This window comes from Paenibacillus sp. EKM206P (assembly GCF_011066155.1).
Classification (GTDB): Bacteria; Bacillota; Bacilli; order Paenibacillales; family Paenibacillaceae; genus Paenibacillus; species Paenibacillus polymyxa_D.
Genome location: NZ_JAAMNQ010000003.1, coordinates 294,441 through 320,410 on the forward strand (window position 1 = coordinate 294,441; position 25,970 = coordinate 320,410).

Annotated in this window: 26 protein-coding genes and 2 pseudogenes; 5 read left to right on the plus strand and 23 right to left on the minus strand. The window is 40.7% G+C overall.

Translation table 11 applies throughout. The features are described 5' to 3' along the window. Positions 1 to 369: 369 nt before the first annotated feature. The 8 genes from G9G53_RS08050 to G9G53_RS08085 all read right to left on the minus strand — a co-directional run bounded on the left by G9G53_RS08050 (position 370) and on the right by G9G53_RS08085 (position 9,053). Positions 370 to 813 carry a hypothetical protein gene (locus G9G53_RS08050; protein WP_165146710.1) on the minus strand — a complete coding sequence of 148 codons (444 nt, stop codon included), beginning with the start codon at positions 811 to 813 and terminating at the stop codon, positions 370 to 372. After that, entirely contained in the window at positions 803 to 1,192 is a 390-nt protein-coding gene (locus G9G53_RS08055; RefSeq protein ID WP_165146713.1) for a hypothetical protein, read from the minus strand. Before G9G53_RS08055 ends, G9G53_RS08050 begins: the two co-directional genes overlap by 11 nt. Positions 1,193 to 1,209: 17 nt before the next feature. Further along, positions 1,210 to 2,223 carry a major capsid protein gene (locus tag G9G53_RS08060; RefSeq protein WP_165146716.1) on the minus strand — a complete coding sequence of 338 codons (1,014 nt, stop codon included), beginning with the start codon at positions 2,221 to 2,223 and terminating at the stop codon, positions 1,210 to 1,212. Between the two features lie 15 nt (positions 2,224 to 2,238). Beyond that, the gene (locus tag G9G53_RS08065; RefSeq protein ID WP_238794826.1) at positions 2,239 to 2,616 is read right to left on the minus strand and encodes a head decoration protein; all 378 of its coding nucleotides are present in this window, start codon (positions 2,614 to 2,616) and stop codon (positions 2,239 to 2,241) included. 5 nt (positions 2,617 to 2,621) lie between these two features. Next, positions 2,622 to 3,926 carry a hypothetical protein gene (locus G9G53_RS08070; RefSeq protein WP_165146719.1) on the minus strand — a complete coding sequence of 435 codons (1,305 nt, stop codon included), beginning with the start codon at positions 3,924 to 3,926 and terminating at the stop codon, positions 2,622 to 2,624. Positions 3,927 to 3,931: 5 nt separating this feature from the next. After that, positions 3,932 to 5,392, minus strand: coding sequence for a hypothetical protein (locus tag G9G53_RS08075; RefSeq protein WP_165146722.1), 1,461 nt, complete (start codon positions 5,390 to 5,392; stop codon positions 3,932 to 3,934). Between the two features lie 210 nt (positions 5,393 to 5,602). Continuing rightward, complete coding sequence (locus G9G53_RS08080; protein WP_165146725.1) at positions 5,603 to 8,029, minus strand: S-layer homology domain-containing protein; 2,427 nt, start codon at positions 8,027 to 8,029, stop codon at positions 5,603 to 5,605. 847 nt (positions 8,030 to 8,876) lie between these two features. Beyond that, on the minus strand, positions 8,877 to 9,053 hold the full coding sequence (locus tag G9G53_RS08085; protein ID WP_165146728.1) for a hypothetical protein: 177 nt from the start codon (positions 9,051 to 9,053) through the stop codon (positions 8,877 to 8,879). 43 nt (positions 9,054 to 9,096) lie between these two features. Here G9G53_RS08085 and G9G53_RS08090 point away from each other — a divergent pair, with 43 nt between their 5' ends. Further along, on the plus strand, positions 9,097 to 10,350 hold the full coding sequence (locus G9G53_RS08090; RefSeq protein WP_165146731.1) for a hypothetical protein: 1,254 nt from the start codon (positions 9,097 to 9,099) through the stop codon (positions 10,348 to 10,350). 269 nt (positions 10,351 to 10,619) lie between these two features. Here G9G53_RS08090 and G9G53_RS08095 read toward each other — a convergent pair whose 3' ends face one another. The 10 genes from G9G53_RS08095 to G9G53_RS08140 form a co-directional block, all read right to left on the minus strand. Further along, a complete protein-coding gene (locus G9G53_RS08095) occupies positions 10,620 to 11,246 on the minus strand; it encodes a hypothetical protein (RefSeq protein ID WP_165146734.1) in 627 nt (208 codons plus the stop codon). A 74-nt stretch (positions 11,247 to 11,320) separates the two neighbouring features. After that, positions 11,321 to 11,680, minus strand: a complete 360-nt coding sequence (locus G9G53_RS08100; protein WP_165147162.1) for an ArpU family phage packaging/lysis transcriptional regulator — start codon at positions 11,678 to 11,680, stop codon at positions 11,321 to 11,323. Then, complete coding sequence (locus G9G53_RS08105; protein WP_165147165.1) at positions 11,681 to 13,138, minus strand: DEAD/DEAH box helicase family protein; 1,458 nt, start codon at positions 13,136 to 13,138, stop codon at positions 11,681 to 11,683. Beyond that, positions 13,074 to 14,363, minus strand: a complete 1,290-nt coding sequence (locus tag G9G53_RS08110; protein ID WP_165146737.1) for a terminase small subunit — start codon at positions 14,361 to 14,363, stop codon at positions 13,074 to 13,076. The genes G9G53_RS08105 and G9G53_RS08110 overlap by 65 nt, the downstream gene beginning before the upstream one ends. An 89-nt stretch (positions 14,364 to 14,452) precedes the next feature. Then, complete coding sequence (locus G9G53_RS08115) at positions 14,453 to 14,665, minus strand: hypothetical protein (protein ID WP_165146740.1); 213 nt, start codon at positions 14,663 to 14,665, stop codon at positions 14,453 to 14,455. 427 nt (positions 14,666 to 15,092) lie between these two features. Further along, a complete protein-coding gene (locus G9G53_RS08120; protein WP_165146743.1) occupies positions 15,093 to 15,800 on the minus strand; it encodes a stalk domain-containing protein in 708 nt (235 codons plus the stop codon). 156 nt (positions 15,801 to 15,956) lie between these two features. Continuing rightward, positions 15,957 to 16,673 (minus strand): NPCBM/NEW2 domain-containing protein, encoded by a 717-nt coding sequence (locus G9G53_RS08125; protein ID WP_165146746.1) that lies wholly within the window; start codon positions 16,671 to 16,673, stop codon positions 15,957 to 15,959. Positions 16,674 to 16,876: 203 nt separating this feature from the next. Next, positions 16,877 to 17,128: a hypothetical protein gene (locus tag G9G53_RS08130; RefSeq protein ID WP_165146749.1), complete on the minus strand. Its 252-nt coding sequence runs from the start codon at positions 17,126 to 17,128 to the stop codon at positions 16,877 to 16,879. Positions 17,129 to 17,489: 361 nt separating this feature from the next. Next, complete coding sequence (locus G9G53_RS08135; RefSeq protein WP_165146752.1) at positions 17,490 to 17,744, minus strand: hypothetical protein; 255 nt, start codon at positions 17,742 to 17,744, stop codon at positions 17,490 to 17,492. 329 nt (positions 17,745 to 18,073) lie between these two features. Further along, a complete protein-coding gene (locus G9G53_RS08140; protein WP_165146755.1) occupies positions 18,074 to 18,580 on the minus strand; it encodes a MerR family transcriptional regulator in 507 nt (168 codons plus the stop codon). A gap of 174 nt (positions 18,581 to 18,754) precedes the next feature. On the opposite strand from G9G53_RS08140, the gene G9G53_RS08145 reads away from it, so the two are divergent. Then, a complete protein-coding gene (locus G9G53_RS08145) occupies positions 18,755 to 19,612 on the plus strand; it encodes an SDR family NAD(P)-dependent oxidoreductase (protein WP_165146758.1) in 858 nt (285 codons plus the stop codon). 198 nt (positions 19,613 to 19,810) lie between these two features. On the opposite strand, the pseudogene G9G53_RS08150 reads toward G9G53_RS08145, so the two are convergent. The 3 genes and pseudogenes from G9G53_RS08150 to G9G53_RS08160 form a co-directional block, all read right to left on the minus strand. Continuing rightward, positions 19,811 to 20,439: pseudogene (locus G9G53_RS08150) on the minus strand (hypothetical protein). A 193-nt stretch (positions 20,440 to 20,632) separates the two neighbouring features. Further along, positions 20,633 to 21,244, minus strand: a complete 612-nt coding sequence (locus G9G53_RS08155) for a DUF421 domain-containing protein (protein ID WP_165146761.1) — start codon at positions 21,242 to 21,244, stop codon at positions 20,633 to 20,635. 199 nt (positions 21,245 to 21,443) lie between these two features. Further along, complete coding sequence (locus G9G53_RS08160; protein ID WP_165146764.1) at positions 21,444 to 21,590, minus strand: hypothetical protein; 147 nt, start codon at positions 21,588 to 21,590, stop codon at positions 21,444 to 21,446. Between the two features lie 613 nt (positions 21,591 to 22,203). On the opposite strand from G9G53_RS08160, the gene G9G53_RS08165 reads away from it, so the two are divergent. The 3 genes and pseudogenes from G9G53_RS08165 (at position 22,204) to G9G53_RS08175 (ending at position 24,005) form a co-directional block, all read left to right on the plus strand. Further along, positions 22,204 to 22,353, plus strand: a complete 150-nt coding sequence (locus G9G53_RS08165; RefSeq protein WP_202984580.1) for a hypothetical protein — start codon at positions 22,204 to 22,206, stop codon at positions 22,351 to 22,353. Between the two features lie 70 nt (positions 22,354 to 22,423). After that, positions 22,424 to 22,762 (plus strand): ImmA/IrrE family metallo-endopeptidase, encoded by a 339-nt coding sequence (locus tag G9G53_RS08170; RefSeq protein WP_165146782.1) that lies wholly within the window; start codon positions 22,424 to 22,426, stop codon positions 22,760 to 22,762. A gap of 78 nt (positions 22,763 to 22,840) precedes the next feature. After that, positions 22,841 to 24,005: pseudogene (locus tag G9G53_RS08175) on the plus strand (tyrosine-type recombinase/integrase). 66 nt (positions 24,006 to 24,071) lie between these two features. On the opposite strand, the gene glnA reads toward G9G53_RS08175, so the two are convergent. Both glnA and G9G53_RS08185 read right to left on the minus strand, forming a co-directional pair. After that, positions 24,072 to 25,400: a type I glutamate--ammonia ligase gene (gene glnA, locus G9G53_RS08180; protein ID WP_013310575.1), complete on the minus strand. Its 1,329-nt coding sequence runs from the start codon at positions 25,398 to 25,400 to the stop codon at positions 24,072 to 24,074. A gap of 117 nt (positions 25,401 to 25,517) precedes the next feature. Beyond that, a complete protein-coding gene (locus G9G53_RS08185) occupies positions 25,518 to 25,931 on the minus strand; it encodes a MerR family transcriptional regulator (RefSeq protein ID WP_007430683.1) in 414 nt (137 codons plus the stop codon). Between the last annotated feature and the right edge of the window lie 39 nt (positions 25,932 to 25,970).

Below are 25,970 nucleotides of genomic sequence, written 5' to 3' on the forward strand. Positions count from 1 at the left end.
TTAAATTCAGCGCTAAAGGTACGTCTTTCTTTTTTAGTCATGATCCGTTTGCTCCTTCTAGGTTGGTCTGTAGTCTACTATATTAGACCACAATTTTTCTGTCTAGAAGAGTGTAGCCGATCCAGTTTGTATCATAGGACTGCTGAAGCGCTGGACTTCAATTAAAACGTTCGTTTTAATCAGAGAGCAGTGGTTGTCCTCCTCAGTTGTTGTACGTAGAGTCTGTACCAAATACGACGATTCGTTCTGAACTATATCTCCCGGCTTTACAAATGATTTCCGAAGAAAACAAACCATTGTACATATACTCTTTTAACGACATCAGGCTCACCATTGACAGTACAAGGTGAATGCCTATGAGCGAAGTCTTTAAACATTAGTTTGCCGCCTTTCTCTCGCCCGAGTCGGCCCAGCTACACCGAATACCGGAACATCTGTCCCATGCTGTACTGTTGATATGGACTCGATTAACTCATAGGCTTCATCAACAAGCTGAACAGCGTATTTATTCCAATCAACAGCCTGATTTTCAAAAGAGAAGTCAAAGTCCTTTTTAGACTTCTTGATTCTCGCTGTCATGGAAGGGACCAGTATGGCAGCAACCATACAAACGGCTGCTGCATACACATAAGTTTGATCCTCACCAGTTAACTCAGCATAATCAGGAACGGCTTTTACAATCCTCGATTCTCCAATGGGCAAAACAGAAAGAGCGTCTATGTCAGCATCGGATATTACATCCTCACCAACGCCTAGACGCCCTCTAATCTCCTCGTGATATGTTTCTGTAGTGAGTATCTTATTAGTTGCCATCTGCTGCACCGCCTGCAGCACTGATAGCCTGTTTCAATTCTTCAATACTCATTTTGGTGTATCCGGGTATTTTCAATTCCTTAGCTGAGGCTTTCAATTCTTTCAACTCACCATCGGACTGAAGAATATCAATTTGCTCAAGTAATTCTGCTTCTCGCGCTTTGGACTGTTCTAATTCGGGCTGAAGTTGCAACTCCCGTTCTGAAGGAGAACCATCAAGAGCCCCATTACCATCTACAATCTCCGCAAGCAATTGCCCAGTTGCGGCATTACGGATTTCATTCTTTGCGATATCTACAAGACCATCAGGGGCATCTGTTACGATGTCCCCCGAATTGTATTGCCCAACAGCATCAACCAATACTCTTACAGTTGTCATAAATTCGATCTCCTCCCTTACGCCACTGTTGCGAAGATATGCCAGTTAACGTATTTCAGACGCGGTAGCACTGTTGCACCATTGATGGCTTGCCATTGATCGGGGTCTCCTTTGATCAACTTAGTCAGTACAAACTTTCCTGTATGACCGGTGAAAATGTCTTCATAGTTATTCGGGCCGGTCACAAGATCCATAATTGAGCCTGTCATACCTTGACCGATTATGATTACTGCATTATCTGGAATGAACGGATAGAATACGCCAGAGTCATCAATGTAACCACCATCGTAAACTTCATACTTAAGACCATTCAAATTTTGGCTGACAATTTCAGCAAGCGAACCGTCAGTGACAACATCTTTACCAAAAGTGTACTTGATCAATTCGCGGATTTTAGCATTCTGCTTCAAATAGATATCGACTTTCTTATTAACAATAATTTTAACAGGACGAGCCCCACTTCCTCGGAATCGAAGTGACCAGCCATCTAAGTCAGCCAATGGATCTGCTGTTTCGGTATTACTCCACAATACGGCTGCTGTTGGCTTGTTATTAGCTGGAACACCATAGTCAATCGTTCTGGCTGGTTTGGTGGATGTGGCTGGTACAATAAGTTTTCCCGTTAATGACTGCCATCTCATCCACTCAAACCGTGTCTCAAGGCGAAGGTTCAGACCGACCATTTTCTCAATCATGTATTCTTCGCCCCACTTTTGCTCAAGACTGTTGCCTGGCTTTCTCAATGTAGCAATCTTTTCACGGTCAATAACAACCTTTTCTCTCCATTCTTGGTTCGTGAAGTTCATGTGTTTCACCACAGGTGGAGTATGAATAGGTGAAGGATCATTCAATCCTGTAGGTGGCGTCATACCCGTATCGTCATAGGTGATGTCGTATTCAATAGTGAGTCCAAGTTCCGGTTTGAAGTCAACTCCATTGGTTAGCAGTTGAGCCCCTCGAAAGCTGTTAATATCTGTTCGGATGTTCTGAACGACTTCCGTAAGGAAATATGGATCAAGTACGTTTGCCATGTGTGTTTATCCCCCTTATACAAAGTAGCAAAGCTTCAGCACTGTTTTAGCTGCTGTATCTAAGCCAGTCAATTTGGATGAATCAAAAATACCTGCAATCCACGCAGATGCCCCGATATCAGAAAGTGTTGTGTCATGATCATTATCAAGGATACACAGTGCCACTTCGGAGCCGTTGGTTGCTGCGGAACTATAAGCTACCGCTTTATCCTTATCCGCTCCTACTGCTGTGATCTTGCCTATAATCGTCCCTTTTTTCAGGATTCCTTGCCCTTGTTTCAGCAAGATCCCTCCCGGTAGGTTAGCCTGAAGGTCAGTAGACGCTAGAGCTTCCGTAAACTCTTGAGTAATAACCTGACCGGGACCAGGAGCGCCATTATACTGAGATTGCACAATAATTATTTATCCTCCTTCAGCAGATTACCCCTGCCTGTATTCTTAAGTGCCGCCCGAGCTTCTTCACGAGCTAATGCTTTAAGTTGTTCTGGCGTTTTCTCGCCACCATCATTTTGTGAGTTGGTTGGTGGTGTTCCATTCAGTGCTCCCTCAGGAAGGTTTACATCGTCACCTTGTGTATGGCGACCACCGCCACCCAAAGCAGCTTGTGCCTGTGCCTCATACGTTGCGCCGATCTTTTCAATTTCAGATACTGGCAGATGAGATAATGCCGTTTTCATGGCTTCTACATTAAAAGCTTCACCAAGAGCACGGACACCAGCTCCACATGCTTGCTCAGTAACTTTGATCTTGTATGTCGCTCCATCAGCAGCCTGAGCGCTCAATGATGTAAGCTTGCTCAGAATATCGGAATCATTATCTACACTCAATGCAGCTCGAATTTGTCCAAGTACACTATTAGCTGCTGACAATGCAGTTGCTTGGGTTTGTGCTACTGCCAACGCAGCTTTTTGTTCGTCTGTCACAGTGTCATCTCCTTGGGCCAGTGTGTTGGCCTGTTCTTTTATTTGATGCTGTTTAGATACAAAAGCGGACATGCCGCCTTTGTTGCTGAAAAAATAAAAGACGCGTTCATCACCATCAAGCGACTTCGCATCTAAAAGTAGCGGTTCATATTCAGTTTGTCGCTGTTGCTCAGCTTCACTATGTTGTTTCATCGACAGAAATTCACGTGTTATTCCAGCGCCTTCATATCCTCCATCAAATACAATGGAGTTTTCCATGATGTATCCGTCATCAGCTAAAACAAGACATTCTTTGTCGTCATACACTTGTCCACGGATGTGAGAGCATGCCGAAGGTCCGTAGTAATCACCGCCGCAGATACCACACACATGCTTCGTTGTTACAAAGCCTGCCGAGGTGTCAAATATAGTTCCTGAATCAATTCCGGCAGCCAGTTGATCCGTTGAGATCCCATTAGCTTCTAGCCCCTTTGCCATGTAATGATCACCGTAAAGTTCCAGTTCCCCTCCCTCTTCGATAATTCGACTGTCAAAAGTTCTGCCATACGGGAAAGATAAGGCTTCCCACTTCTGCCACGGATGGTCAACCAGCAAGACAACTCCCTCTTTAACTTGATCTGCCATTTTGCGTAGGAAGTTTGGAGTAATCTTCATTTTGTACTTATCAATACGCTTGGTTCCAATGATTCTCGCTTGAAACACATGAGTCTGTTCATCGGTTAAAGGGACCAATGCTTTTTGATTGATCTTCGCCAATTGTTCGGGTGTAGGTTTAGCCATATTGTTTATTCACCTCCCTCCGATGGAGTATTTTCTTCATTCGAATCAGATTCATGCTTCTTTACAAGCAGAGGAAGTAATTCAGCAGGAATTTTGGCATTAATACCAAGAGTCCAACGTATTTCCTCAGCAGCTTCCAAAGGTGTGATGTAAAAATTCTTCTCCGCTATGATGTAGTTATCGATCTTTGAACGGCAGTCACGTTCAATTTCATTTTCAGAGCGTAGATCTATGGGGAGATAGTCAGCTTCAACCTTTGTTTGAGTCCCCTTTACTCTTGCAGACAACGAAAAAGCCCGCTGCCAGAAACGTTTGGTTACGCTCCGCGCGGACTCTACATTTTTGATATATATTTGAGTGTCAATCGAACTGTATGTTTCAGTTGATCCTTGATGCCTGGAAAGGATGGTAAGCAGTGTTTTTAGTGAAGTAGCCATTTGAGTATCAATGATATCAATCAGCTTCTTAATATCAATCATTGGCCCAGAATTACCGCCTTTGAGGTATTCCACCTTTACACTATCCCAGTGGACAAGGGCATCGTCTGGATTGAGTGAGTTGAAATGGTTTATCATCTCTTCCATTCGCTCTTTAAGCCATTTCTGTTGACCATCGGGATTACTTTTCAAGTTGTTCGGCATATTCTTCAGCATGATTTCTTCCAGCATGGAGATATCAAGCCGTGGATACCCCTGGTTATGGACCACTGCTTTTAGATCCGCTAACACCTGAAGATGAAAGAATACTACTTGCAGCACTGGAAGCATAGGCGTTCGTCCATAAGGATCATCAACCATAGGATCAAACTCTTCAAAGATGAACGTTGGTGTGTCAATCTTCTTGTAATTACCGAACCACTCCTCATTTGGGTTCCTTCTCGGATTCTTTACGTATTGCCAGGGTATAAGTCTATTAGTTTCTGGTTCCCTACGGAACCAAATTAACGCCGGATCAACTGGTACGATATCAATTACATCATTACATCGCTCATTCAATACGATTTCACCAGCACAAGCTCCGCGAACCATAATCATCATACGCTGAATTGTATCCAGTTTGTTCAAAGATCGGCCATGCTGGTATCCCGTCGAAGGTAGAGGTGTGTTAAGCATAGCTTTGAGTTCATCCAGTACTCGTTGCCCGCCCTTATCTACATTCCCATTCAGCTTCTTAGCTGTAAATGTTAATTCGGTATCTCCCATACGTAAGTATGTGTATAAGGCATAGGATACATCTGGATGAACTGATATCAGAAGTTCCAGTAATTCCTCTGCTGTATAGCTCTGTAACTTGGTAAGGTCAATATTGTGAGCCTGCTGATGTTTCTTGGGTAGCCAGTTAAATATGCCCCACGGGTTAGCGTTATTAGACACTGTCACTCTGCCAACACCCATCATCTGCCGTTTTACTGCTGTCGGTAAAACAGAGTTCACAAATGAATATATGGCTTTATGATACCATTTCAAAGTTTCACCGCCTTTCTTGCAAACTTCTATGAATACAGAATAACATCTGCATTATTCGGATTTACTACTGATTTTCGAGGGGATCAGCATTATGCATACCATAAATCCTCTTTTCAAGACGAAATATTGGAGCAAAAAAATGGTCAGGAAAAGTTTCCTGACCACTTATAATATCGTAATGTTTAATTCACTTACCTAAGGAATTCAGTTTTATTCTATAATTTCCAGATCCAAATCTTGTCCATCCCAAACCAGAAGTTGATACTTTCCTGACGGCAAATCGCCTGTAAAGATAGTAACTGGTTTATTCACTTCATCATCCGTAACAATTATCTTTTTACCCCAGTTTTCTGCAACCAAATCGTCGTAGTTACTTTGGCTTCCCAAAACAAATGTATTTAGCAGATACACATCTGAAACATCTGAAAGAGAGAATGTAAGAGCGTCTCCTTTTTTCACCTTTAATATATCCCCGATAGGTTGAATCATTGTAATTCTAACCGTTCTTCTATTCCCCCATGTCTGAAACTCTTTATTGAATTCACCATCTGATGTAACCACGGAGTCTGTGACTAAACGGAATTTATAAACCAACCGATCCTCCAAGTGTTTAGGCAATATATAGACTTTGTTGTCCTCGACTCTTACAGACCCATTTTCCTTTGCGAAAGGCGTGAAAGGACTGTCACCAACAGACCACTGAACGATATCCTCAGTCGACTTCCCGTCCGCAAGCTGTAATAAGCGATTATAATCAATAGAGAATTGATCAAGTCTATCCTTTCTTTCAGAATAATGAGAATATATTGGTGACCCAACAAGAGGCTCACTCTCATCTAAAACCGTTATTTCCTTGCTACGATAAATACCATTTTTGTCATAAACCGTAAGATCAAATTCAAAGTTATTAGGATAATTCCAATGGTTAATATCATATGTCGAGAAACTGACAGTTTTATTGGCCGGAACCTCCATTTTAAGCACCTCACCACTTTCGACACCTAACTCAAGAGATTGAAGATTACCGAAATCTATTAAATCACTTGAAAAGTAAGCAGTGCCATCATAAGAGCTAGTAAAATAAACGGACTCTCCGATCGTCACTATTTTTTTAGGGACAGAAATGTTAGCGTCCCCATTATGCTCCGGTGCTTGAGGTATATCATCTTTCTTGTCGTCACTTTTTTTATGATCATCTTTTTTGGAATTATCGGATTCATTAGAGTTACTGGAAGAACCCCCACCGCCACCTGATGTTGTTGTGCCCTGTAATCCCAAAGTTTTTGCCGAATCACCTATTGTGACTTTAACATCACTACTTACCTTGTCGCCATTTGTCAGAGATTTTGGTTTTGTTTGAAAGGAAACATTTTCAGCATTAACTACGGCTTTATCAACAGAACCTAATCCTATTACTTTGGCAGCAGCATTAAGAACTAATGAGAGAATAGAAGACTCTTTTGATGTATCTATGGTTGTACCCGTAGCGTTATCAGCTACGTTTAATGTATCAATCTGTCCATTTGGGATATTTACATTAATAGCGAATGCTTCTACATTCACAGTGTGAAAATAACCTGTAAGACTCACATTAGATTTTGCGGGGAGCTTATTTGTTAGAGTAACTCGATCAACGCTTGCTCCTTGTGAGACATCGAGGGCTGCGCCCGTCTTAATTTTCACTTCGCTGATGGACGTTGCTCCTTCTGCCACCAAACGAACAGTTCCATCCACTTTGTTTACAATGATGCTAACCAGCACAGAATTGTTCAGATGAACGCTATGCTCTCCGCCCCCATAAACATAAGTTTGACCGTGGACTTTAACATTTTTCAAGAATACGTCGCCGTTCCCAACGGCTTTCCCGATAATTAAATCACCCGCGATTTCCGTATTTTGAAGCGTTACACCCGTTGTATTGATGACAACATTGCCTGCCTGCTTGGCGAGTCCAGTCGAAGGCCCATATGTTCCAGATTCTCCATACCAAGCACCAAAATGATTCACAGCTCGATCTAGAATCGTAACCGCCTCAGCACGAGTCAATGATTTTTGAGGCTGAAATGTACCGTTCTGGTAACCTTCAATAATACCCGCTGCCACTACAGAATTAACGGCCTTTTGGGACCAATTGTGCAGAGATGTGCTATCTTTAAAGGTTTTAATTGTATCGGAAGAAGGTATTTGAAGTAATTGGTTTACAGTCACTGCCGCCTCTTCTCTACTTAATACTTGTGTAGGGCGAAAGCTGCCATCTTTGAATCCTTTCATATATCCAGCATAAACTGCATCAGTAACGGTTGGAGCAAACCAATCATCTTTATTTACATCGGTAAAAGATGCTGCTTGTCCTGGCTGTATTTGAAATGCACGATTTAGTAAAGCAGCCCATTCACTTCTCGTAATCGGACGGTTTGGCTCAAAACGAGCGTTTTCTACACCCGAAACCACACCTCGGTGGCTCCATTTTGTAACGTTATCCGTTGCCCAATGGTTCACCATATCCCCATAAGGTTGAGATACAGTAGAACTTTCTTCCTTTGTTACTTGGTGTAAACTATCGGCTGCGAATATGGGGCTAGCCCATACAGAGGTCGCTAAAATTCCAGCCGTGAAAACATTAACCCACTTCTTCATCTTTTTTGTCCTCTCATTTATGTAGTGTTAAATCAAGACTATGTACCTAATATTTTAGGTATATAGAATCACTTGCCTATTATTACAAGATTAATCGATGATGTCACTACCTTTTAATCCATAAGAGGATTTTCCTTGAATAAATATCAAAAGGAAGACGCATATTCATATACCAGTCAACATGATCACGAAACGCGTACATGCCTTCCCTGAACTCCTTACAGCATTTCGTTCATAAACAGAAGTAAAGCTTAAGACATACATTCAATCTACAAAATTAAAAAAAGAGCCCCCGAGGGTTGCCCCTAATTGAGAAACAGCTTAGCCCAATAATATAAAATAACCAGAACACCTACACTTGCTAGGATTCCAGTAAATCTTTTTCCAAGTATTTTTTTAATGGGAATGCATACTACACACCATAAGAATGAGACTAAAATAAATATTAATAGTTTGTTTCCTCCTACAGCACCCCACATATCTACATATGCACCTTCAAAAACATCCGAAAAGATTCCTCCCTAGCTTTTGACTAATTCCAAGGAGAGGAATGACAAAACGATTTTTCAAATTATTAGAATACCCGTCAAAGAGCAAAAATCATGTAGCAACCCGAGAAGGAACTTTTAAACCAAAACCTGACTTTTGCTCTATTTATCACTATTAATCTTCTCAAACAGTATGTTTAAATCCCTTATATGCAACTAATCACAAAGACTTATACACATATAGATCCAATTACTCATTTTTTTTTTTCAAAGGGAGGATTTTATCATTTTTTGTAGAAAATTGTTAATGTCACTCAAATTCACCTAAGAACGGAGATGATTTATATTTAACGACAAAACTATACTGTTAGTCTCGCATTACCATCCTCTCTAACTAAGATGTCTTTTATGCAATATTTTTTATCATTTATAACTATCAGTGTCCCTACAGCAACGATACTCACTTCGTTATTAAAGATGTCGCTTATATCGTACACACCAAGAAAACGATTTGTAGTAAAAATTTCAAATTTCATTTTAGAAAACCTCCATCATTTTTTTAATAAGGCGGGATAATCGATGAATTACGATGATATATTTGATAATTTAATGTACTTTAAGCCGTACATTAATAAATCATCCATTCATAACCATTTACAGTTGATGAGCAAGTATCCAGATTTTCATCAAGTTTACTTTAAGAATAGACAAGAAAACGATAATTTAGACACAGTCAAAAATGTTTGCATGACTTTAACTTCAGGATTAAAGGAGGAAAAAATTTCTGAAAATGATTTAGATGAACTCCTCTTTCTCTCAATTGAAGACAAATTATTTAATTCTTTTTTATACAATTTAGAAAATACAAATATTAACTTTAGGGATATTAATTCACTCTACAAAGTTTTAGAAAGTTGGGGAACACCTCAAGAAAACAAAATACTCAATGGATTAGCTTCAAATCCTACATTTGAGAAATTTGTTATAAGTGGATTTAGAATTAATGGAACGGATTCCATTAGGCTTTTGCTATTTGATAAGGAACTAGTTGAATTAAAAGAGAAAAATAAAGACACAGAATTTGCTGTCTACGCAACATTGATTGAGTTCGACTTTAGAAGAAACTTACTTCATATCAGACTAAGGGACGTGGATAATATTCAAAATAAATCTGTCGACGTTAGAACAATGGAGGGCCGCGTTGAAAGAACATTAAGGTTTATCAGTAACCTCACACCTTCTATTGGATATAAAAAAATTTCTTATTTTAGAGATTCATTATTTTTACTTGAAGAACATGTATTGCAGCCTAAAAGGGATGTAGCTTATTCCAAGTTAATGGATTTCCAAGATCATATTGACAATTTTTCTGCGCTAATTGATTCGAACTTTCCTACTCAACATGAAAATAACGTAACTACTTCAAACTATGTTGCCAATACAGTTCTAGCAATTATTGCTTCTTCGTTAGATTTATCACAGTTAGGTGATGTTGTAGGAATAAAGTTTAGAAATCAAAGAACTGAAGATACGAATAGTTTTGCTGAAGTGGCTATATCAGATAAAGCCTTTAAGTGCATATCAACTGATAAACTCTACTGGAGTAACTTATCAACTCTACTTGAACAAAGAAAGATAGAATTTTTAAAAATTGGTACGAGTTTAGATTTGGGGTTCGTTGATGTTAACTTAGAATTAAAATTAGGAACAGCTAATGTAAAGCTTAACCAAAGTTCAAAGGGAAATCCGATTGAAGGCAATAAACAGCCTTCCGATGAAAAATACATTGATTTTATAGACTATCTCCTCCCCTTTATTAAAAAAAATGATTGAATAATTTAAAAGCGGCGATGGAAGCCGCTTTCTCTTTTTGTAGGGTCACTGTGGAAAACATGCTATGGTTCTGCGATTTGTATGTCATGACTAATGTCATTACCAATACCTGGTGTAATGAAAAAAGGTCGGCACATTTGCCGACCTGATTCACCGAGGCTTGAAAGCTGTGGTGTGTTCCTTATTCGACGTTCCATGATATAAATTTACCACATCAAAAGTCCAATGAGTGGTCATAAAACGGTCAATTTCCATTCAAATAACAATCACTATTTTTTTCTTCTATAATTATTTCGAGGATTATTAACGGCATTATTATTGGGCTTGGGCTTAGTCTTTGACTCAGGACCTTTAAGGTTATTATCTTTGTTTTCCTCCAATTTCCCTTTTAATTCATAAGCACCTTCTACAATATAATTGATCCTTGATATCCACATAAATCTACCCATATAAAGAATTAGTAATGCAACAATTAGAGAAATTATAATATATATAGGAGTAAAAATTGTATCTGTAAATAAACTACCTACTACTTCAAAATACTTTTCTGAGCTGGGATTTTTCCCGTTAATATCTATTACTCTGAGTGCCAAAGTTATCATGAACGTTAGAAAAACAAGAACTACGGAAAGAAAAGATGTCATAAGTGAAAACACAAAACTGAATGTTTTATGAAAATCATATTGAGCGTTGATGTCTCCCTTCAAGTTTTGCAAATCCATTAAATCCAACTTAACCAGTTCTTTCTTCATCTCTTTAGCACTCTCTAAGTTGATAGAACCTAACCCTCCACTAAATCCATATTTCTTTCCGTAAGTTTTTCTTATGAATTTACTTGCAGAATTGAAACCCATGAAGCCATTCCTCTTAAAGAAAGCCCCCCACTTGAATCTCAACTTAATCACCTTCCTTTTCAAAAAAATATGTACATATTACTTATCGGGAAAAGTATTCAAAAAAAATAGACCGGCTAATACACCGATCTAAGAAAACTGCTACTCACTTGCAATACAACCAATCTTAGTGCCGCCGCTAGTATTCCAATTGCATCAGTCTTAATTTGTCTAAATGAACTCTCACAAATCCCCATCTCTCCGCAACTGATGTAGTCAAACTTGCCTTCATCATTCAAGTAACTCCGTTGAATGACCTCACGTTGCATACTGGACAGATTCCCCATCGCCATATCAAGCAACTGATCTTTCGCCTGAAGCTTTACTTCCTTGTCAATATTGTAAACAACGATGTTCTCTGTTTGCTTGCTGATCGCATTTGTAGATTGATGGTCTCTATATGAATAAGCCCGATAATCGCACCTCCCAAAACCAATTTACCTTTTTACTACCACACTGCTTATTGAAGGAAGCATAATATGTGTATCTGGTTCCATTAAATATTCCCCAAATGTCAAAACAAAAGCGTCAACTCGGTCTGGTGACTTGAGCCCACGCTTTTTCATATCCTTCTTACTTTCAAGCAGCATTTTACCCTTGCTGGTCATGTTCCATTTACGTGCTGTAAGTTGGGTTATTAGTACATCATCATCAGGCAATTGCAGAACGCTTGGATCTCCATTCATAAAGTTGCTCATATTTTGTTCTAATTGTTCCTTAATGGATGCCCACATTTCAGTAACTAGGTTTCCATAGTGTTCATCTAATGAAGAGGAACCGTTGTTAATTGGTATGATTTCATATGGTAGTCCTTCTTCAGCTACGATTTCATTTAGTCGATCCGTTACTCCTCCACCTACACCACTATCATCAACTCTTATTCTGATTCGGTTTAAATATGGGTGAGCTTCATTTAGTTCTTTAGCCAGGCTGATCACCCAACCAGCAGTTACCATTGTGTCTTTCTTGAAATGATGGTGTTCTCCTACAACTCTTGGCCCTATACCAGCAAACATTGAGGTTTCATCATCACCAAATCGTGCAACGTCAACACCTATGGTTAGCATATCTCCGCTGGGTTCCAGCTTCACTTCTTTAGCTGCAAATTCAGCCACTTCCAACGAAATAAATGTATCCGATTCTCCACGGGGGAATTCACCTTCAACCCGGACTCTCCATACATCACTGCCTTCGCCATACTTCCGCTTGAGCATAGCGATATTATCCTTGCTAGTTCTCGGACTGTCCAAACATGAAACCTTGCGTGTTTTATAATCCGCTCTGTCCTTATTGTGTGAATCATAAAAAACACCCGACGTTTTTGTCGGGTTGCCACACATTAATATTTTATTGAATTCACCCGACAACGTACCTAAAATAGCTTCCATGATTGGATCAGCAACACCCGATGCCTCATCCACAATAAATAGCATGTAATCCTCATGGAAGCCCTGCATGTTCTCTGGCTTGGTTGCTGTCCGAGCTGTAGCGAACCAGCGTTCCTCATAGTTCTTCATGTATATTTTAGTCTTTGTCCACTTAAGGATTCGTTTCAGCACCGGACTTTTAGATTGCCATTTATTAATCTCAGCCCATAACACGTCATGTAGTTGCTGCCTTGTAGGAGCTGTACAAATCACCTTTGGATATGGAAAACACGACAAGAACCATAATGCAGTTGCCGCTTCTAATCCTGTTTTTCCTACGCCCTGACCTGAACGTACTGAAACGCGCGGATTATTAGCTAAATCCATTAGTGTACTTGCCTGCCAATCATCAGGATAGAACTTAAGCATCTCTTGGCAGAACAATATGGGATTCTTGCGATACTCAGGAATCCGTTTCTTGAATGCTTGAAGTCTCCGTTTCGTCTCCGGTGAGTCCTTCTGCCTCATCACCTACCACCGCCTCTACCCAGTCGTCAATTAAATCGTCTTCTGTATTGCCTTCTCCAGTGACCTTTGCCCTTTCAAGCTCAAGTTTCTCACGTTGCATCTTAAGTTTCTCGTCTTCAACCATCCGTTTATGTTTGTCTGGAAGCAGATCCATGTATTTAGTTAGCACGTCCAATGCCTTGGTTTTGTCGTGTAGCTTTACGCTCACTCCATCCTTACCCTGCTTGACTTCTGAAACCAGAGTTCCATCAATTTCATCACTATTTTTAAAAGAGACATAATTGTATCTGTACTTTTTCGTTTCTCCAGTGTCAGGATCAAACACGGGATCTCCTTCTAAACCAAGAACATCCTCTTCCTTTTGACCGAATGTCACATAGTCCGTTATGTCTGCAAAAGCAATTTTCATGTACTCCATTAGAACGCGCTGAGCATTTAAACCAACCCCATCCATCAGGGATTCGTTGTAATTCTGTATCGCAGCCTTAATCTCAGGTTTCCTCAATAATTCCCATCCAATTGAATATGCTGTTTTCTTACTATATCCAGCAGCCATTGCCGCCCTTGTCGCGTTGAAATCTCTGAGGTATTCCATTATGAAGATCCGCTGTTTCGGCGTTAACCCCTCTTCGTCTGGAATTTCCGGCTCCGGCTTCTCCTCGATTACTGGAACGTTCTTTTTTGTTTTGGAACGCTCCATATCATTAGAGCGTTCCGGTATTTTTTTCGGAACGTTCCGTATTTCTGGAGCAGCGACTTTTAGCTCTTTAGAGAGCGCATCAACTGTTAGCAGGGTAGCATATACCTCTCTTGGCTTATCACCTTGAAATGAACCGACAAATTTACGCCGCTCCATTTCATCAATCAGTCGGACCGCTCTGCTATAACCTATCCTCATTCTTCGCTGCAATAAAGAAACCGAGGCTTGTTTGGCCTCGGCTACAATTTGGACAGCTTTTAGAAAAAGATCGTCAGGATATGATGTTGTATCTTCCTCTTTCTTTGCAGGTTCATTTTTTTGGTCAGTTTCATCTTCATCGGAACGTTCCGTATGTTTCGCTTCTCCAGCAATCAAACTCCCCCACTTATCTTTAGCCTTCCATCCTCTTACCGTACCTTCAGATACACTAAGTTGAGAGGCTATTTCTGTGAGACGTATGTTGCCGGAACTGGCTTTGTATAAATCGAATGCTTCATCCCGTTTCGGATCTCTCTTTCGTCCCATGTTTATTATTCCCCCCTTTTGATAATGTATCTGAAGCTAAGGAAAAGTTTCCTGACATACAAAAGAAGCCGCCTATTGGCGACTTCGACTTAACTGATACCCCACCATATTCGACTGCTAATATAGGTCGCAGCTACTGTACCGATCACTACCACAACTATTAAAAAAATCCTATATATTTCTCTTGTTAGACCCCTCGGTATGAATGTACACAAAATTTCACCTAGAATATAAATCACTACCGCTGTAATCGCTCCAATAATGAACGGGCCTGCATTGTCCCATATTCCTGTCCAAGTCATCACTTTTCCCCTCCTGTTCTTTATTTCGTCAGGAGAGTAATAATTCATTAGTTGGTTATTAATTCAATAAAAAAGCCGCCTATTAGTGATCCGTATCTCTAAACATATCATTAGTAAAATTATCGACTGCACTTGATCTGCAAAAGTCTTTGTATCTTGCTGGACTTCTATCCAATCATTCATAAAGTTCCCTTAATTAATAATTTGCTCTGTGCCATTATGCGTAATTTGAATCCCCTCGTAAGCCGCAGGACTCCATTCATCGTAAGTAACCGAAACAATTTGCAAGTCCATCAAAAATTGCTCAACGTGATAACTAACTTAGCTTCATATCCCCCCTCTTTCTGTTTGTTTGTCACCAATTATTTGATGAACTTTGAGTAACAAAAAACCACCCTGCATCGGGTGGCTTAAGATACTGTTCATTCTATTTAATAGTAGGGTTAATAAAATCTATGACACCAGAACCGGTTCCTGTTATCTCAATAACAAGTTTTTGAACTCCTGTTAAATTAACAGTTATATTTTCTTGGACACTTCCTCCACCCAAGGAAACTTGCTTTAAAACTTCTCCGTTTTCATTTTTAAAAGAAATATTCCTCAGCAATCCAGATTTACTTAGATCCTTATCATCAATGCCGACAGATAATTTTAAGTCAGAATATTGATTATTTAACGCATAATTTAGCTTAATATAATCAATTCCTCTTCCGTAATAATAAGTGCTATCTATTTTAAAACCCAAAGATCCGTACGATTTTCCGTTTATCACCATGCTTTCGTTACTACTAAGAGAAGGCTTATTCGAATAAGAAAGCTGGGAGTCTAAAAAATCAGGAGTCCCTAAAGGTTTACCCTCGCTTTTTTCTCCTATTATTACACTTTTATTATTAGAATCCCACGCAGTTTTAATTCCTACAAGATCACTAACAACAGACAGAGGAACATACGTATTTCCATTTGCAATAAATGGTTTTGCACTCCCAGTAGGAGTTTTGTCGATGCCATTCTGTATTAATTTAATTCCGTAGTTGACCTCTAGTTTTACCGTATTAGAAGCTGCATAGGCAACCCCTCCGGTTAAGAGCGTGGCACAAGCAAGACCCAACACAAATCCTTTAATTTCTTTTTTCAAAAGAATTTCCTCCCATTTAAAAAACATCGGAAAATAGCATCTTTTTCCAGATCGTTTCCAGCAATCATTTGCACCCCGAAGGATGCTCATAGGTATTGCAGTCTAATCTTCGTAAATCACTAACAAATTAAAAAGCTCTCTCAGCGATTCTTTTTCTTAGTCGAAAATCTTTGCATCTCCAATTGCCCCATAGACGAAATCACTAGATTTCGGATCAATTTCAAAAACAATTCTAAATTTCAGTACACCCGTTAAATCTACCGTAACTGGTAAAGGATTATCTCCACCTTTAACAGAAAAACGAGATAGTTCTTTATCATCGCCTATAAAAGTGATTGTCACATTCTCTGGGGCATTCTTAGTCTTATCATCAACACCCAATTCACCTGTGAACTTTTTGAACTTACCGTTCAAGTTATAATCCAAACTCAATTTTTGTGTTAACGCATAGGGACTAATATAAGTGCTAATCCCTTTCTGATATTGCTTGCCAGCAATAGTTATCTTTTCTCTATCATAGTTTTGATTTAAATCCAAGTCATTCACAGATCTTCCATCCATCCGGGCGTAAGGAATATCACTTAAGTATTTGAATGCAGAATCTTTTTTACCAAACCATATGGTCTTGTTTTTGCCATCCCATGTTACTTCTTTACCAGCCGCTTCCCCAGCAAAACGAAGGGGTACATATGTTGTTCCTTGATAAATGAAGCCCTGACCTGATGAAGGTACTTTTTGATTTCCATCTACCATATATTTTAAATTATCGTATATGACCTCAATTTTCGCTGTGCTAGCAGCATATGCTGATACACCTGTAATCATTGTCCCGATCGTTAAACCTAATACAAGCCCTTTTACTTTGTCTTTCATCAAATATACCGTCCCTTATATAGTTAGTTAGACCTAGTCTCATAGTCATAATATAGGTTTTCCTCCCTATCTGTACAGGAATATTTTAACATGTTTTTTCTGGTAACCCTTAACGTAAGTAAATGACACACAGCGGAATCGAACCTCTATCATCCTGTATGTGTCAAATAAGGTAAGGTGCGTTATGCACCCGACCTTTAGAGTTACTTGAGTTGATCAGCCAACTGTTTAATTACAGCCAGTGTACTGATGCGTTGTCCATCTTTACGGTTGCCCTTGATGTATGCTGCATCCTCGTTGCTGTAGTAGACTACTCCGTTGCCCTCTACAACTGGATAACCACTCTCATCTGCTTGCAGCTCAGTAGCAACATGTTTGCCGTGCTGTTTGACATGCTCCTCATCGTGTAGATGCAGAATGCCGTATTGATCAAGATATGCGTAATTCTGTCCCATCGTTTGTTTCCTCCTGTACATAGCAAAAAGGACACCGTATACCGATGCCCTCATGCTTGCTTATATTAGTTGCGCTCTAACCCTCCGTCAGGCGCTGCGCTGTCTGCAGCCATGCTCTACACAGTCCAGTTCCCTAACGAATCATAATTCCTCACCTGATAACCTGAACGGCCGTGTCAGATTACCAGGGCTTACAGGTTACATTGTCCGCATTACGTGCGGAACAGTCTGGCGCCCTTACCGATGGGGTATTATGACCCTCTTTACGGCTGTTTCAAGTTAGTTGTAGTTAGTTTCGATGTGGGCGAGGCATGTATCACGGCCTTGCGTCTATTCCGCCACCACATTTAAATCTTAACGATTACCGAAGTTGACCAGCTAGTGCTCTAAGCCCACTTGGTACAGCAATTTGTTTACCATCATGTTCATTGCCGTTTACATAAGCTGTGTCTTTGTCTACATAGTAGATTACACCTTCGCCCCCGATAACCGGATAACCGCTTTCGTCGTAATCCAGATTTGTACCCACATACTTGCCATGCTTAACTGCTTCATCTTCCAATGGATGGAGATGGAGAATTTTTTCCTTGTCCAAGTAAGCGTAACTATGTGCCATGTTTATTGCCTCCTAGAATGGATTTAATTTGTTCCTGAATAAAGTGTAAATCCTTTCTACTCCGTACCTACTACGGATTTGCTAGTTCCTACTATCAGCAGAAAATAAAGTAGTAGACTGAGCCTAGAAATTGAAACAGCGACAACCAAGGACGAAAAAAAGTCCTAGACTGTCGCTGTTCCATTGAACTAACGTACCCGATAGCTTAACGGTTTGCGGTAGGAAGTAGGCGCCTCGCATCGAAAACTAGAACACTTTCAAACAGACATTTTCACTAACGTTTTCCAGTGGTGTCAAGCCTCGTTGGTACTCCCTTAGGTATTGCGTGCTTATCTTACGGAAATCGGTGACTTACCCCCATTAGCCGATGCGGAAAAATAACTCATCTCAACAGGTGAGACGGGCTTCGCTTTCGGTTCTCCCATCATTTTCTCTGACATGCCGTCCTGAAATTCTTCCGAGCAGTCCCCTCGGTATCTCCCCTCCTCCAATTTCATGTCGATAAAATCGACGACTTGCTGCAGAGAGGCGATTTGGCTGACCATATTCTCCCGGTGGCTCCTTAAGTGTTCCACCAGTTCGGGATATTCCGCGGGATCTGCATCAGCGGAGACCGCCAAAAAAGGCCGCATTTCTTCCAGTGGCATACCCGTTTTTTTCAGGCAAGATATCAGCCGGATCGTATTGATATCCTCCTTCCGGTAGATGCGGTGCCCGTTATCCTTCCGGTCTGCCCGAGGCAGTAAAGCGATCTTTTCGTAATAACGGATCGTATCTTCAGAAATTCCGGTTTGCTTAGCGGTTTGCTTTATCGTAAAAATGTGCTCTTCCTTCATCCTGTCCCCTCCCAGAGATTTTTTTATGTGCATTATACATCTTGGTGCTGGCTCTAAGTCAAGTCCTTATCCTTAGGACAAAACATCTGTTTTCCCAGCTTGACTTGGAGCCGACTCTAAGTTATAGAATGTGCAATATCAGTGGAAATACCCGATATCAGGAGGAGACGTGCAATGAACAAGAGACAACATGAGAATATCGCATTAATTACAGGCGCAAGCGCTGGAATCGGGTTGGAATTAGCCCGGAAATTGTTGTCGGAGGACTGGCAGGTGGTTGCTTTAAACCGTTCCGACTTTCCGCCGGACGATATGAGAATCCAAAAAGCAGTCAAGAGTGGATGGCTTCGAATTTATAAAACGGCCGATCTTGCCGATTATGCCAGCTTGAGACGGACTTTGGAAGAAATCAAAAGCAAGGAGCAGCGGATCGATATTTTGTTCAACAACGCCGGCGGGTCCTTTCCCGAGCTGAGCTATTCGAAACAAGGACGCGAAATGCATTATGAACTGTTGACGATCGTTCCATATATCATTCTGATGGAATTGAAGGGACTTATAAAAAGCGGTCACTTTAAAACGGTAATCAATACCTCTTCTTCAGCGCTAAATTTCACGAAAAAGTTTAATATCGAAATCCTCGAGCGCCCCAAAATCTTCCGCAAGCTACTTGGTCCTTACGCTACCTCAAAGCTAGCGCTTTCACTGTGGACTCAGGCCATCGCGCTGCAGCTTTCCAAGGACGACATCAAGATCCGCAGTGTTGACCCGGGTAGCAACAATACGCTAAGAAAAGGGAAAAATTCCGGACTTCCCATATTGGTTAAAACGTTGATGAAGCTGTTTTTCTCTCCGCCTACTCACGGCGCCAACAAGCTGTATGAGGGTGCTCTCGGGGAACACCGTAATGAGACCGGCGTCTTTTTACTGAAAGGTCAGGTTGCGGAATTAAAATTTAAAGATCAAGCGCGGAACGTTTTGGAAAGGATTAATACGATTTACGAACACGAATTTTTACAACGTAATTGTTAACCTTACGGCTGTATTAACCTGCTGCCCGTTACTTCAATAAAAAAGGAGCAGCTGCCGGCCCCGCGGTAAACTGCTCCCTTACTTTGAACTAACGTACCCGTTAGCTTAATGAAGCATTGTCAAGAAAATCACTTTATTTTCCAGTCTAGAACTCTAGACACCTACAATAAAGACCGCAAAGGCTTAAGCCCTTACGGTCTAATTTACTTCTGGCATCCTCAGTCCAATTTCACCCTCTTTGTTTCGCCCCCGACCATAGTCGATGGTGACAAAATCCAATGTACGGTTTGTTTTTAGGCTGTTTGCTATGTTGACAATAACCCTACGCCGTTTATCTGCAAATGTAGTTGCTGAGATAGGAGGAATGTCCTTGCGATAACCTTTTTCCAAATATTGTTGAGCTTTGAGATATTTCATACCATCCATAAATAACAGCTTTGCTATCAATCCCTCGTGCTTATCACGCATATTATTTATTGCAAACTTAATGTTATTCGTAAGGAATTGATAGAATTTATAGTTCACATGTCGCTGGTCTTTGAGTAGCACGGCATTTGCTGTCACATCTGCTGTCAATTCTTGTCCCGTAACTCGTTTAGCAACCGATCCCTCTGCCGAAAGCAAATCATATGCAGCCATACCGCTTTCCAATTGTTGAAGTGAGTATTCATAGTTTTTGATTACATCTATTAAATCGGTGTATTTGTTCAGTAACCACTTGGTTTTCTGATATCGTCCTTTTGGATATCGTCGAAAAAGTTTACCTGAATAATTTTGTTATTGTCTTCAATTTCACCTTTTGTTTGTAGTATTTCATTACGTATCATCACAAAATCACTCCAATAGGATTAAAAACAATAGAAAAATTTTAACCAATATAATTTATTGCTTCATTCAGCAGGGACACCCGGGACATTATTCTCTATGTTCTCTACTGTAAGACTGGACAGGCACCGTGCGGACGCGGCACAGACGTAAACCGTTATGATTTTCTTCTTGTTTGGAGGAGGCTGTAAAGTTTTACTGTAATTCCTCAGGTGGGCGAGAATCATGCCCTCCTTTAATTACTTCGGTAAACAGATTATTAGTGTTTTCCTTCTGACCTTTCTCTATAACACCATCACCGTGCTCCCACTTTGTTTCGATAAGATTGATAAGTTTCTGAATATCTGCTTTAGTCGCTGGCTGTTTTTCTGCATTCAGTTGATACCCAAGCTGTCCACTAACTTCTAGTGTCGCCCACTCTACATCTGTGATATTGGCTATACCAGCTTGTCTAAGTCTTTGCTCCAGTTTATCAACTGATAATTTAACTTTCTTCATATTTTCCAGTATTAACTGTCCGTCTTGAATTACTGCTACCGCTTTACCAGTAACTAGTGTTTCAAAAGCATCAAATTTAATTTGCGTATACTCTGTCACGATTAATAGCAAAGTTAATAATGCAGCTGCTCCAAACGTTACCCAGAGACCTTTCCCAGTTACAGGCTGAATGAGTAATGTTCCAATTGCAATCATCATTACAGTTACTGGTATTGACATTTGTGAAATGGACCTGCGTCCAGTTATACGTAAGAGAAGAACGCCTACAATAAAGATTAAAATTGTCTGCCATATCCATTCGTATTCCAAACCTGAAGACTCCTTTTTCATAAAATCATGTTTCCAGATTTATCTTTACCGAAATGGAGAAAAAATATCCTCAGTTTGGCTTTAAACATACACAATTTAGCCCAATCGTAATTGTCCATAGCTGTTTTCTTCCACTCATTATGAGAGTTCTCAAGTTGCTCATAAGTCATTTTCGGATACTTCTGTGGTAGTTTATCTGTCATTGTTGTTCCTCACCGCGCTTTACCAGTTCCAAAAGCTCTTTAAGCTCATTCGTTCCAAATACGTTTCCAAATTCACTCATTTCCGTTTCCCCTTCTTCCAGATCATGAATAAACGATTCTAGCACGCTGATCACCTGTGGCATCTATATATCCTCCCTTAGTGGGTGTAGGTCCTACACCCTGTATTGGTTTAATCCTCAAGTAAATTTATAAATCTAAGCCCCAAAATCAGGTCATTATGGTTAACACTAGTTTCAACGGAAGTCCATTCAGTGCTATAACCATGAGCCATCAATATAGACTGGATTTCCGCTATAAGTCCTCCTTGTTTATCTTGTGAGTTTGACATATCTATCATCCTTCCTTAGGCTTAATCCTTACTATCCAAATGCCTGAAATAATCAGGGTAGCTTTTGAATTTACCGTTCTTTATCAAATCATCTATTGCATCCCACCGCTCTTGCGTCAGGGTTATTGTAACGGATTTCTTGAGTCCAAGAGATTTGCGCCCTGCTCCTTTTCGGGCGCCACCTCTTTTTTCAACCTTTGCATCCTCCGCCTTGCGCCTTTTGTTGAATCCTATTGGATCAGCGCGAAAAACAGCGTAGTCTTTAAAAAACTTATCTTTTTGGCTTATTAAGTTGGAATACTTTGAACGAAGCGAATTAATCTTTACATCTTTATTTTTTACTTGGTAGAGACGAAAGCATTATTCCAGCATGGGCATCTTCCAAAGACAAAAGAGATTTTAAAACAATGCTGGAGGAAGATAGACCTGTAATGTTTGATGGAGTGCCAATCTCGGATGATGACAAAGAGAAAATAAAACGAGTCATGGAGGCCATGTTCTGGGACGCTAAGAAGAAAAACAAAGAAACCTACGGCCGAAAAAAGACAGAGGACTGACGTATGGACAAAACCATACAGACTCATTCGACGCCACAAAACTAACTGCCCTTTTGAGATAGCAGATAGGATGAATATACAGATATGGCATTGTGATTTAGGGGATAGCACACGCGGCATGTATTACCGTAAGCTGCGCAGGCGCTTTATAGTAATTCATTCGAAGTTGAGTGAACCTTGGCAGAAATTCATCTGCGCACATGAACTTGTCCATGATCGACTTCATCCAGGTATCAGCCGATTCTTTCTGGACGAACGGTCGTTTTCCAATGCCGGAAAATACGAGAGGCAAGCAAAACAATTTGCTGTCAAGTTACTCACGGCTACGTCCTCACCAGATCCGGGCGAGACTATAGAGCAATTCTTACGCAGATGCTCTATCCCACCTGAACTACATACATTCTTATGATAACTTGCGCTTATACCGCTGCGAGGCGGTTTTATATACGCAAAAATAGGAACACACGTTCTTATTAGAGGTATAAAGATGGCTAATTACAAGAAGCTGAAAAGTGGATGGAGATATCGGTTAAAATACACCGACCCTTTCACACAGCAGCAACGAGAAAAATCAGCTAAACCTGAAGCGGAATTAGCGGCAGCTGATTTTCTAAAGAAGCTTAATCAAGGTTATGAACAAACCGATGTTGCTCTGACAGATTATATACGTAATTGGATTGATAACTATAAGAAAGGAGTTGTAAGAAAAAATACTATTAAACAGCACGAGAACAGCCTGAATACACACATTAAGCCTTATTTCAAACAACTAATGCTAAAGGACTTGAAACCGGATATGTACCAAAAGTTTCTAGACTCATGTCTCGAAAAAGGACCAGAGCAGAAGATCTGTTGAAATTATTAATTCAACGGTATACGGGGCGATGGAACACGCATTGATACAAGGCAAATTAGAGCGCAACCCTTGTAAGGGATCAGTCATCAAAGGAAATAAGAAAAAGAACTCTATTGAGTTCATTGATTCAGGGGACATCCCTAAGTTCCTGCACGCCGCTAGGGGGTACGGATACGTGCACTGGATTTTTTATAAGACGCTTATTGAGACGGGGATGCGAAAAGGAGAAGCCGCAGCATTAAGATGGTCTGACATTAATTTTGATGAGAAGACAATCCATATTGACGAGACTCTCGATTTTCAACCGGATAGTGAAGATGAAATGTTTGGCGATACCAAAACGTTCAGATCAACTCGCACAATTACTATCAGTAGTACACTTGTTAACGATCTTAGGTATCACCAGGAGTGGCAGCAGCAAAACAAAGCCAATCTAGGTGAAGCTATGTACCGGCATGATCTGAATCTGGTCCTTTGCCGCAATGATGGAAGTCCTATGCCCAAGTCAACGCTGTTTAACTCATTCCAGCGTATTTTGAAGCGGGCAGAACTGCATGACGATTTACGCATCCACTCACTCCGCCACACTTATGCTGTACTTATGCTTGAAGCTGGTGCAGACATTAAGTTTGTTCAGGAGCAACTGGGTCACGGCAGCGTACAAATTACATCCGATGTGTATGCACACATCTCTAAAAAGTTGGAAAAGCGCAGCATGGATAAATATGAGCAATACACAGCGTCTATTCTCGGTTCAGAGTTGGGGGATAAAAGGGGGACGCCTCAGAAGAATTAACACTCACTTCTAAAACGTCCCCCGAATTAACCCTCCAAAATCCCTGTCACTACAGCATCTTGCATTTTAGTAAAGCGTCAGATATTGATCACGTTCCCATTGATGAACTTGGGTTCGGTACATATCCCATTCAATTTCCTTAAGCTCATAGAAGTAGGCCAATGCATGGTCACCCAGTGCGTCAGAGATAACTTCGCTACGAATAAGTTCAGACAAAGCTTCTTTCAAGTCTGCAGGCAGACTTGGAATGCCTTCTTCAATCCGCTCTTCTTCAGACATCACGTAAATGTTACGATCAATCGGAGCTGGCAGAGCCAACTGACGTTTGATCCCATCCAAACCAGCTCTCAGCATCACTGCCAAGGCCAAATAAGGATTCGCTGCCGGATCAGGGTTACGAACTTCGACGCGAGTGCTCAGACCACGAGACGCGGGAATCCGAATCATTGGACTGCGATTGCTTGCAGACCAAGCCACATAACAAGGCGCTTCATAACCAGGTACGAGACGTTTGTAGGAATTTACTGTTGGATTCGTGATCGCTGCCATTGCACGTGCATGTTTCAGAATACCAGCCATATAGTGGCGGGCCGTCTGGCTTAATCCGAGTTCGTCCGTTTCATCATAAAATACGTTTTCATTGTCCTTAAACAACGATTGATTGCAGTGCATACCAGAGCCATTTACACCAAACAAAGGTTTTGGCATAAAGGTAGCATGCAAACCATGCTGACGAGCAATCGTCTTAACAACGAGCTTGAACGTTTGAATCTGGTCCGCAGCTTTAATCGCGTCTGCATATTTAAAGTCAATCTCATGCTGACCAGGTGCAACTTCATGATGGGATGCTTCAATTTCGAAGCCCATCTCTTCAAGCTTAAGTACAATTTCACGACGGCAGTTTTCACCCAGATCCATCGGAGCCAGGTCAAAATACCCGCCTTGGTCATTCAGTTCTGTAGTTGGCTCGCCTTTTTCATCCGTTTTGAACAAGAAGAATTCAGGCTCGGGTCCGACATTCATCGAAGTGTATCCCAGCTCTTCGGCTTCCTTAAGTACACGTTTCAAAATGCCCCGCGGGTCACCTGCAAATGGGACTCCATCCGGCTTGTAAATATCGCAGATCAAACGAGCTACACGATCCGAGGTTACCCAAGGGAATACAACCCAAGTGTCCAAATCCGGATATAAATACATATCAGATTCTTCAATACGCACATAACCTTCTATGGAAGATCCGTCAAACATCATTTTATTATCCAATGCCTTTTCCAGTTGACTAACCGGAATTTCAACGTTTTTAATAGTGCCCAGCAAATCTGTGAATTGCAAACGAATAAAACGAACATTTTCCTCTTTCGCAATCCGAAGGATATCTTCTCTGCTATAACTCACTCTAACCTCTCCCTTTCTGTAACGACTATATACGAATCAGTTGTTCTATAAATTACTTAAATGATGAGACCTGGTTTTAAAGTAAGGCAACCTTATACCAAGAGGTAAGTCAAAGCATTATCTCTTATTGAAGAACCGTGATAATTCACCTTGGATCAGGGATACCTGTCCTGGTCTTTTGCCTGCAACAAGTTGTTGTTTCAGCAAGCGGTGAAGCTGAGTATCAGACATTTCACGGCGTTTAACTTCCGTATCTGCAGTAATAACCGTAGCTTCCTCCGATTCCTTGGTAACCGGATTCATGACTTGTTTAATTCCCGCAATGTTAACACCTTTCTCGATCAACGCCTTAATTTCAAGCAGACGCTCTACGTCATTAAAAGAGAAAAGACGTTGGTTTCCCGATGTACGGGCAGGAACTATCAAGTTATGCTGTTCATAATAACGAATCTGACGCGCTGACAAGTCCGTTAGCTTCATGACAATACCTATTGGAAATAAGGCCATATTTCTGCGAATTTCGTCGCCCATTTGTCATCAACCTTCCAGTGATCTATTATACACCTTATT

What these genes read in the sequence shown, in the direction of transcription:
- G9G53_RS08160 (WP_165146764.1), bottom strand. Translation starts at nt 21,590, where the DNA reads ATGCCACAGGTGATCAGCGTGCTAGAATCGTTTATTCATGATCTGGAA.
- G9G53_RS08055 (WP_165146713.1), bottom strand. Translation starts at nt 1,192, where the DNA reads ATGACAACTGTAAGAGTATTGGTTGATGCTGTTGGGCAATACAATTCG.
- G9G53_RS08135 (WP_165146752.1), bottom strand. Translation starts at nt 17,744, where the DNA reads ATGGCACATAGTTACGCTTACTTGGACAAGGAAAAAATTCTCCATCTC.
- G9G53_RS08145 (WP_165146758.1), top strand. Translation starts at nt 18,755, where the DNA reads ATGAACAAGAGACAACATGAGAATATCGCATTAATTACAGGCGCAAGC.
- G9G53_RS08070 (WP_165146719.1), bottom strand. Translation starts at nt 3,926, where the DNA reads ATGGCTAAACCTACACCCGAACAATTGGCGAAGATCAATCAAAAAGCA.
- G9G53_RS08110 (WP_165146737.1), bottom strand. Translation starts at nt 14,363, where the DNA reads ATGGGACGAAAGAGAGATCCGAAACGGGATGAAGCATTCGATTTATAC.
- G9G53_RS08115 (WP_165146740.1), bottom strand. Translation starts at nt 14,665, where the DNA reads ATGACTTGGACAGGAATATGGGACAATGCAGGCCCGTTCATTATTGGA.
- G9G53_RS08080 (WP_165146725.1), bottom strand. Translation starts at nt 8,029, where the DNA reads ATGAAGAAGTGGGTTAATGTTTTCACGGCTGGAATTTTAGCGACCTCT.
- G9G53_RS08090 (WP_165146731.1), top strand. Translation starts at nt 9,097, where the DNA reads ATGAATTACGATGATATATTTGATAATTTAATGTACTTTAAGCCGTAC.
- G9G53_RS08050 (WP_165146710.1), bottom strand. Translation starts at nt 813, where the DNA reads ATGGCAACTAATAAGATACTCACTACAGAAACATATCACGAGGAGATT.
- G9G53_RS08060 (WP_165146716.1), bottom strand. Translation starts at nt 2,223, where the DNA reads ATGGCAAACGTACTTGATCCATATTTCCTTACGGAAGTCGTTCAGAAC.
- G9G53_RS08165 (WP_202984580.1), top strand. Translation starts at nt 22,204, where the DNA reads ATGCTGGAGGAAGATAGACCTGTAATGTTTGATGGAGTGCCAATCTCG.
- G9G53_RS08170 (WP_165146782.1), top strand. Translation starts at nt 22,424, where the DNA reads ATGAATATACAGATATGGCATTGTGATTTAGGGGATAGCACACGCGGC.
- G9G53_RS08185 (WP_007430683.1), bottom strand. Translation starts at nt 25,931, where the DNA reads ATGGGCGACGAAATTCGCAGAAATATGGCCTTATTTCCAATAGGTATT.
- G9G53_RS08125 (WP_165146746.1), bottom strand. Translation starts at nt 16,673, where the DNA reads ATGAAAGACAAAGTAAAAGGGCTTGTATTAGGTTTAACGATCGGGACA.
- G9G53_RS08140 (WP_165146755.1), bottom strand. Translation starts at nt 18,580, where the DNA reads ATGAAGGAAGAGCACATTTTTACGATAAAGCAAACCGCTAAGCAAACC.
- G9G53_RS08105 (WP_165147165.1), bottom strand. Translation starts at nt 13,138, where the DNA reads ATGAGGCAGAAGGACTCACCGGAGACGAAACGGAGACTTCAAGCATTC.
- G9G53_RS08085 (WP_165146728.1), bottom strand. Translation starts at nt 9,053, where the DNA reads ATGAAATTTGAAATTTTTACTACAAATCGTTTTCTTGGTGTGTACGAT.
- G9G53_RS08130 (WP_165146749.1), bottom strand. Translation starts at nt 17,128, where the DNA reads ATGGGACAGAATTACGCATATCTTGATCAATACGGCATTCTGCATCTA.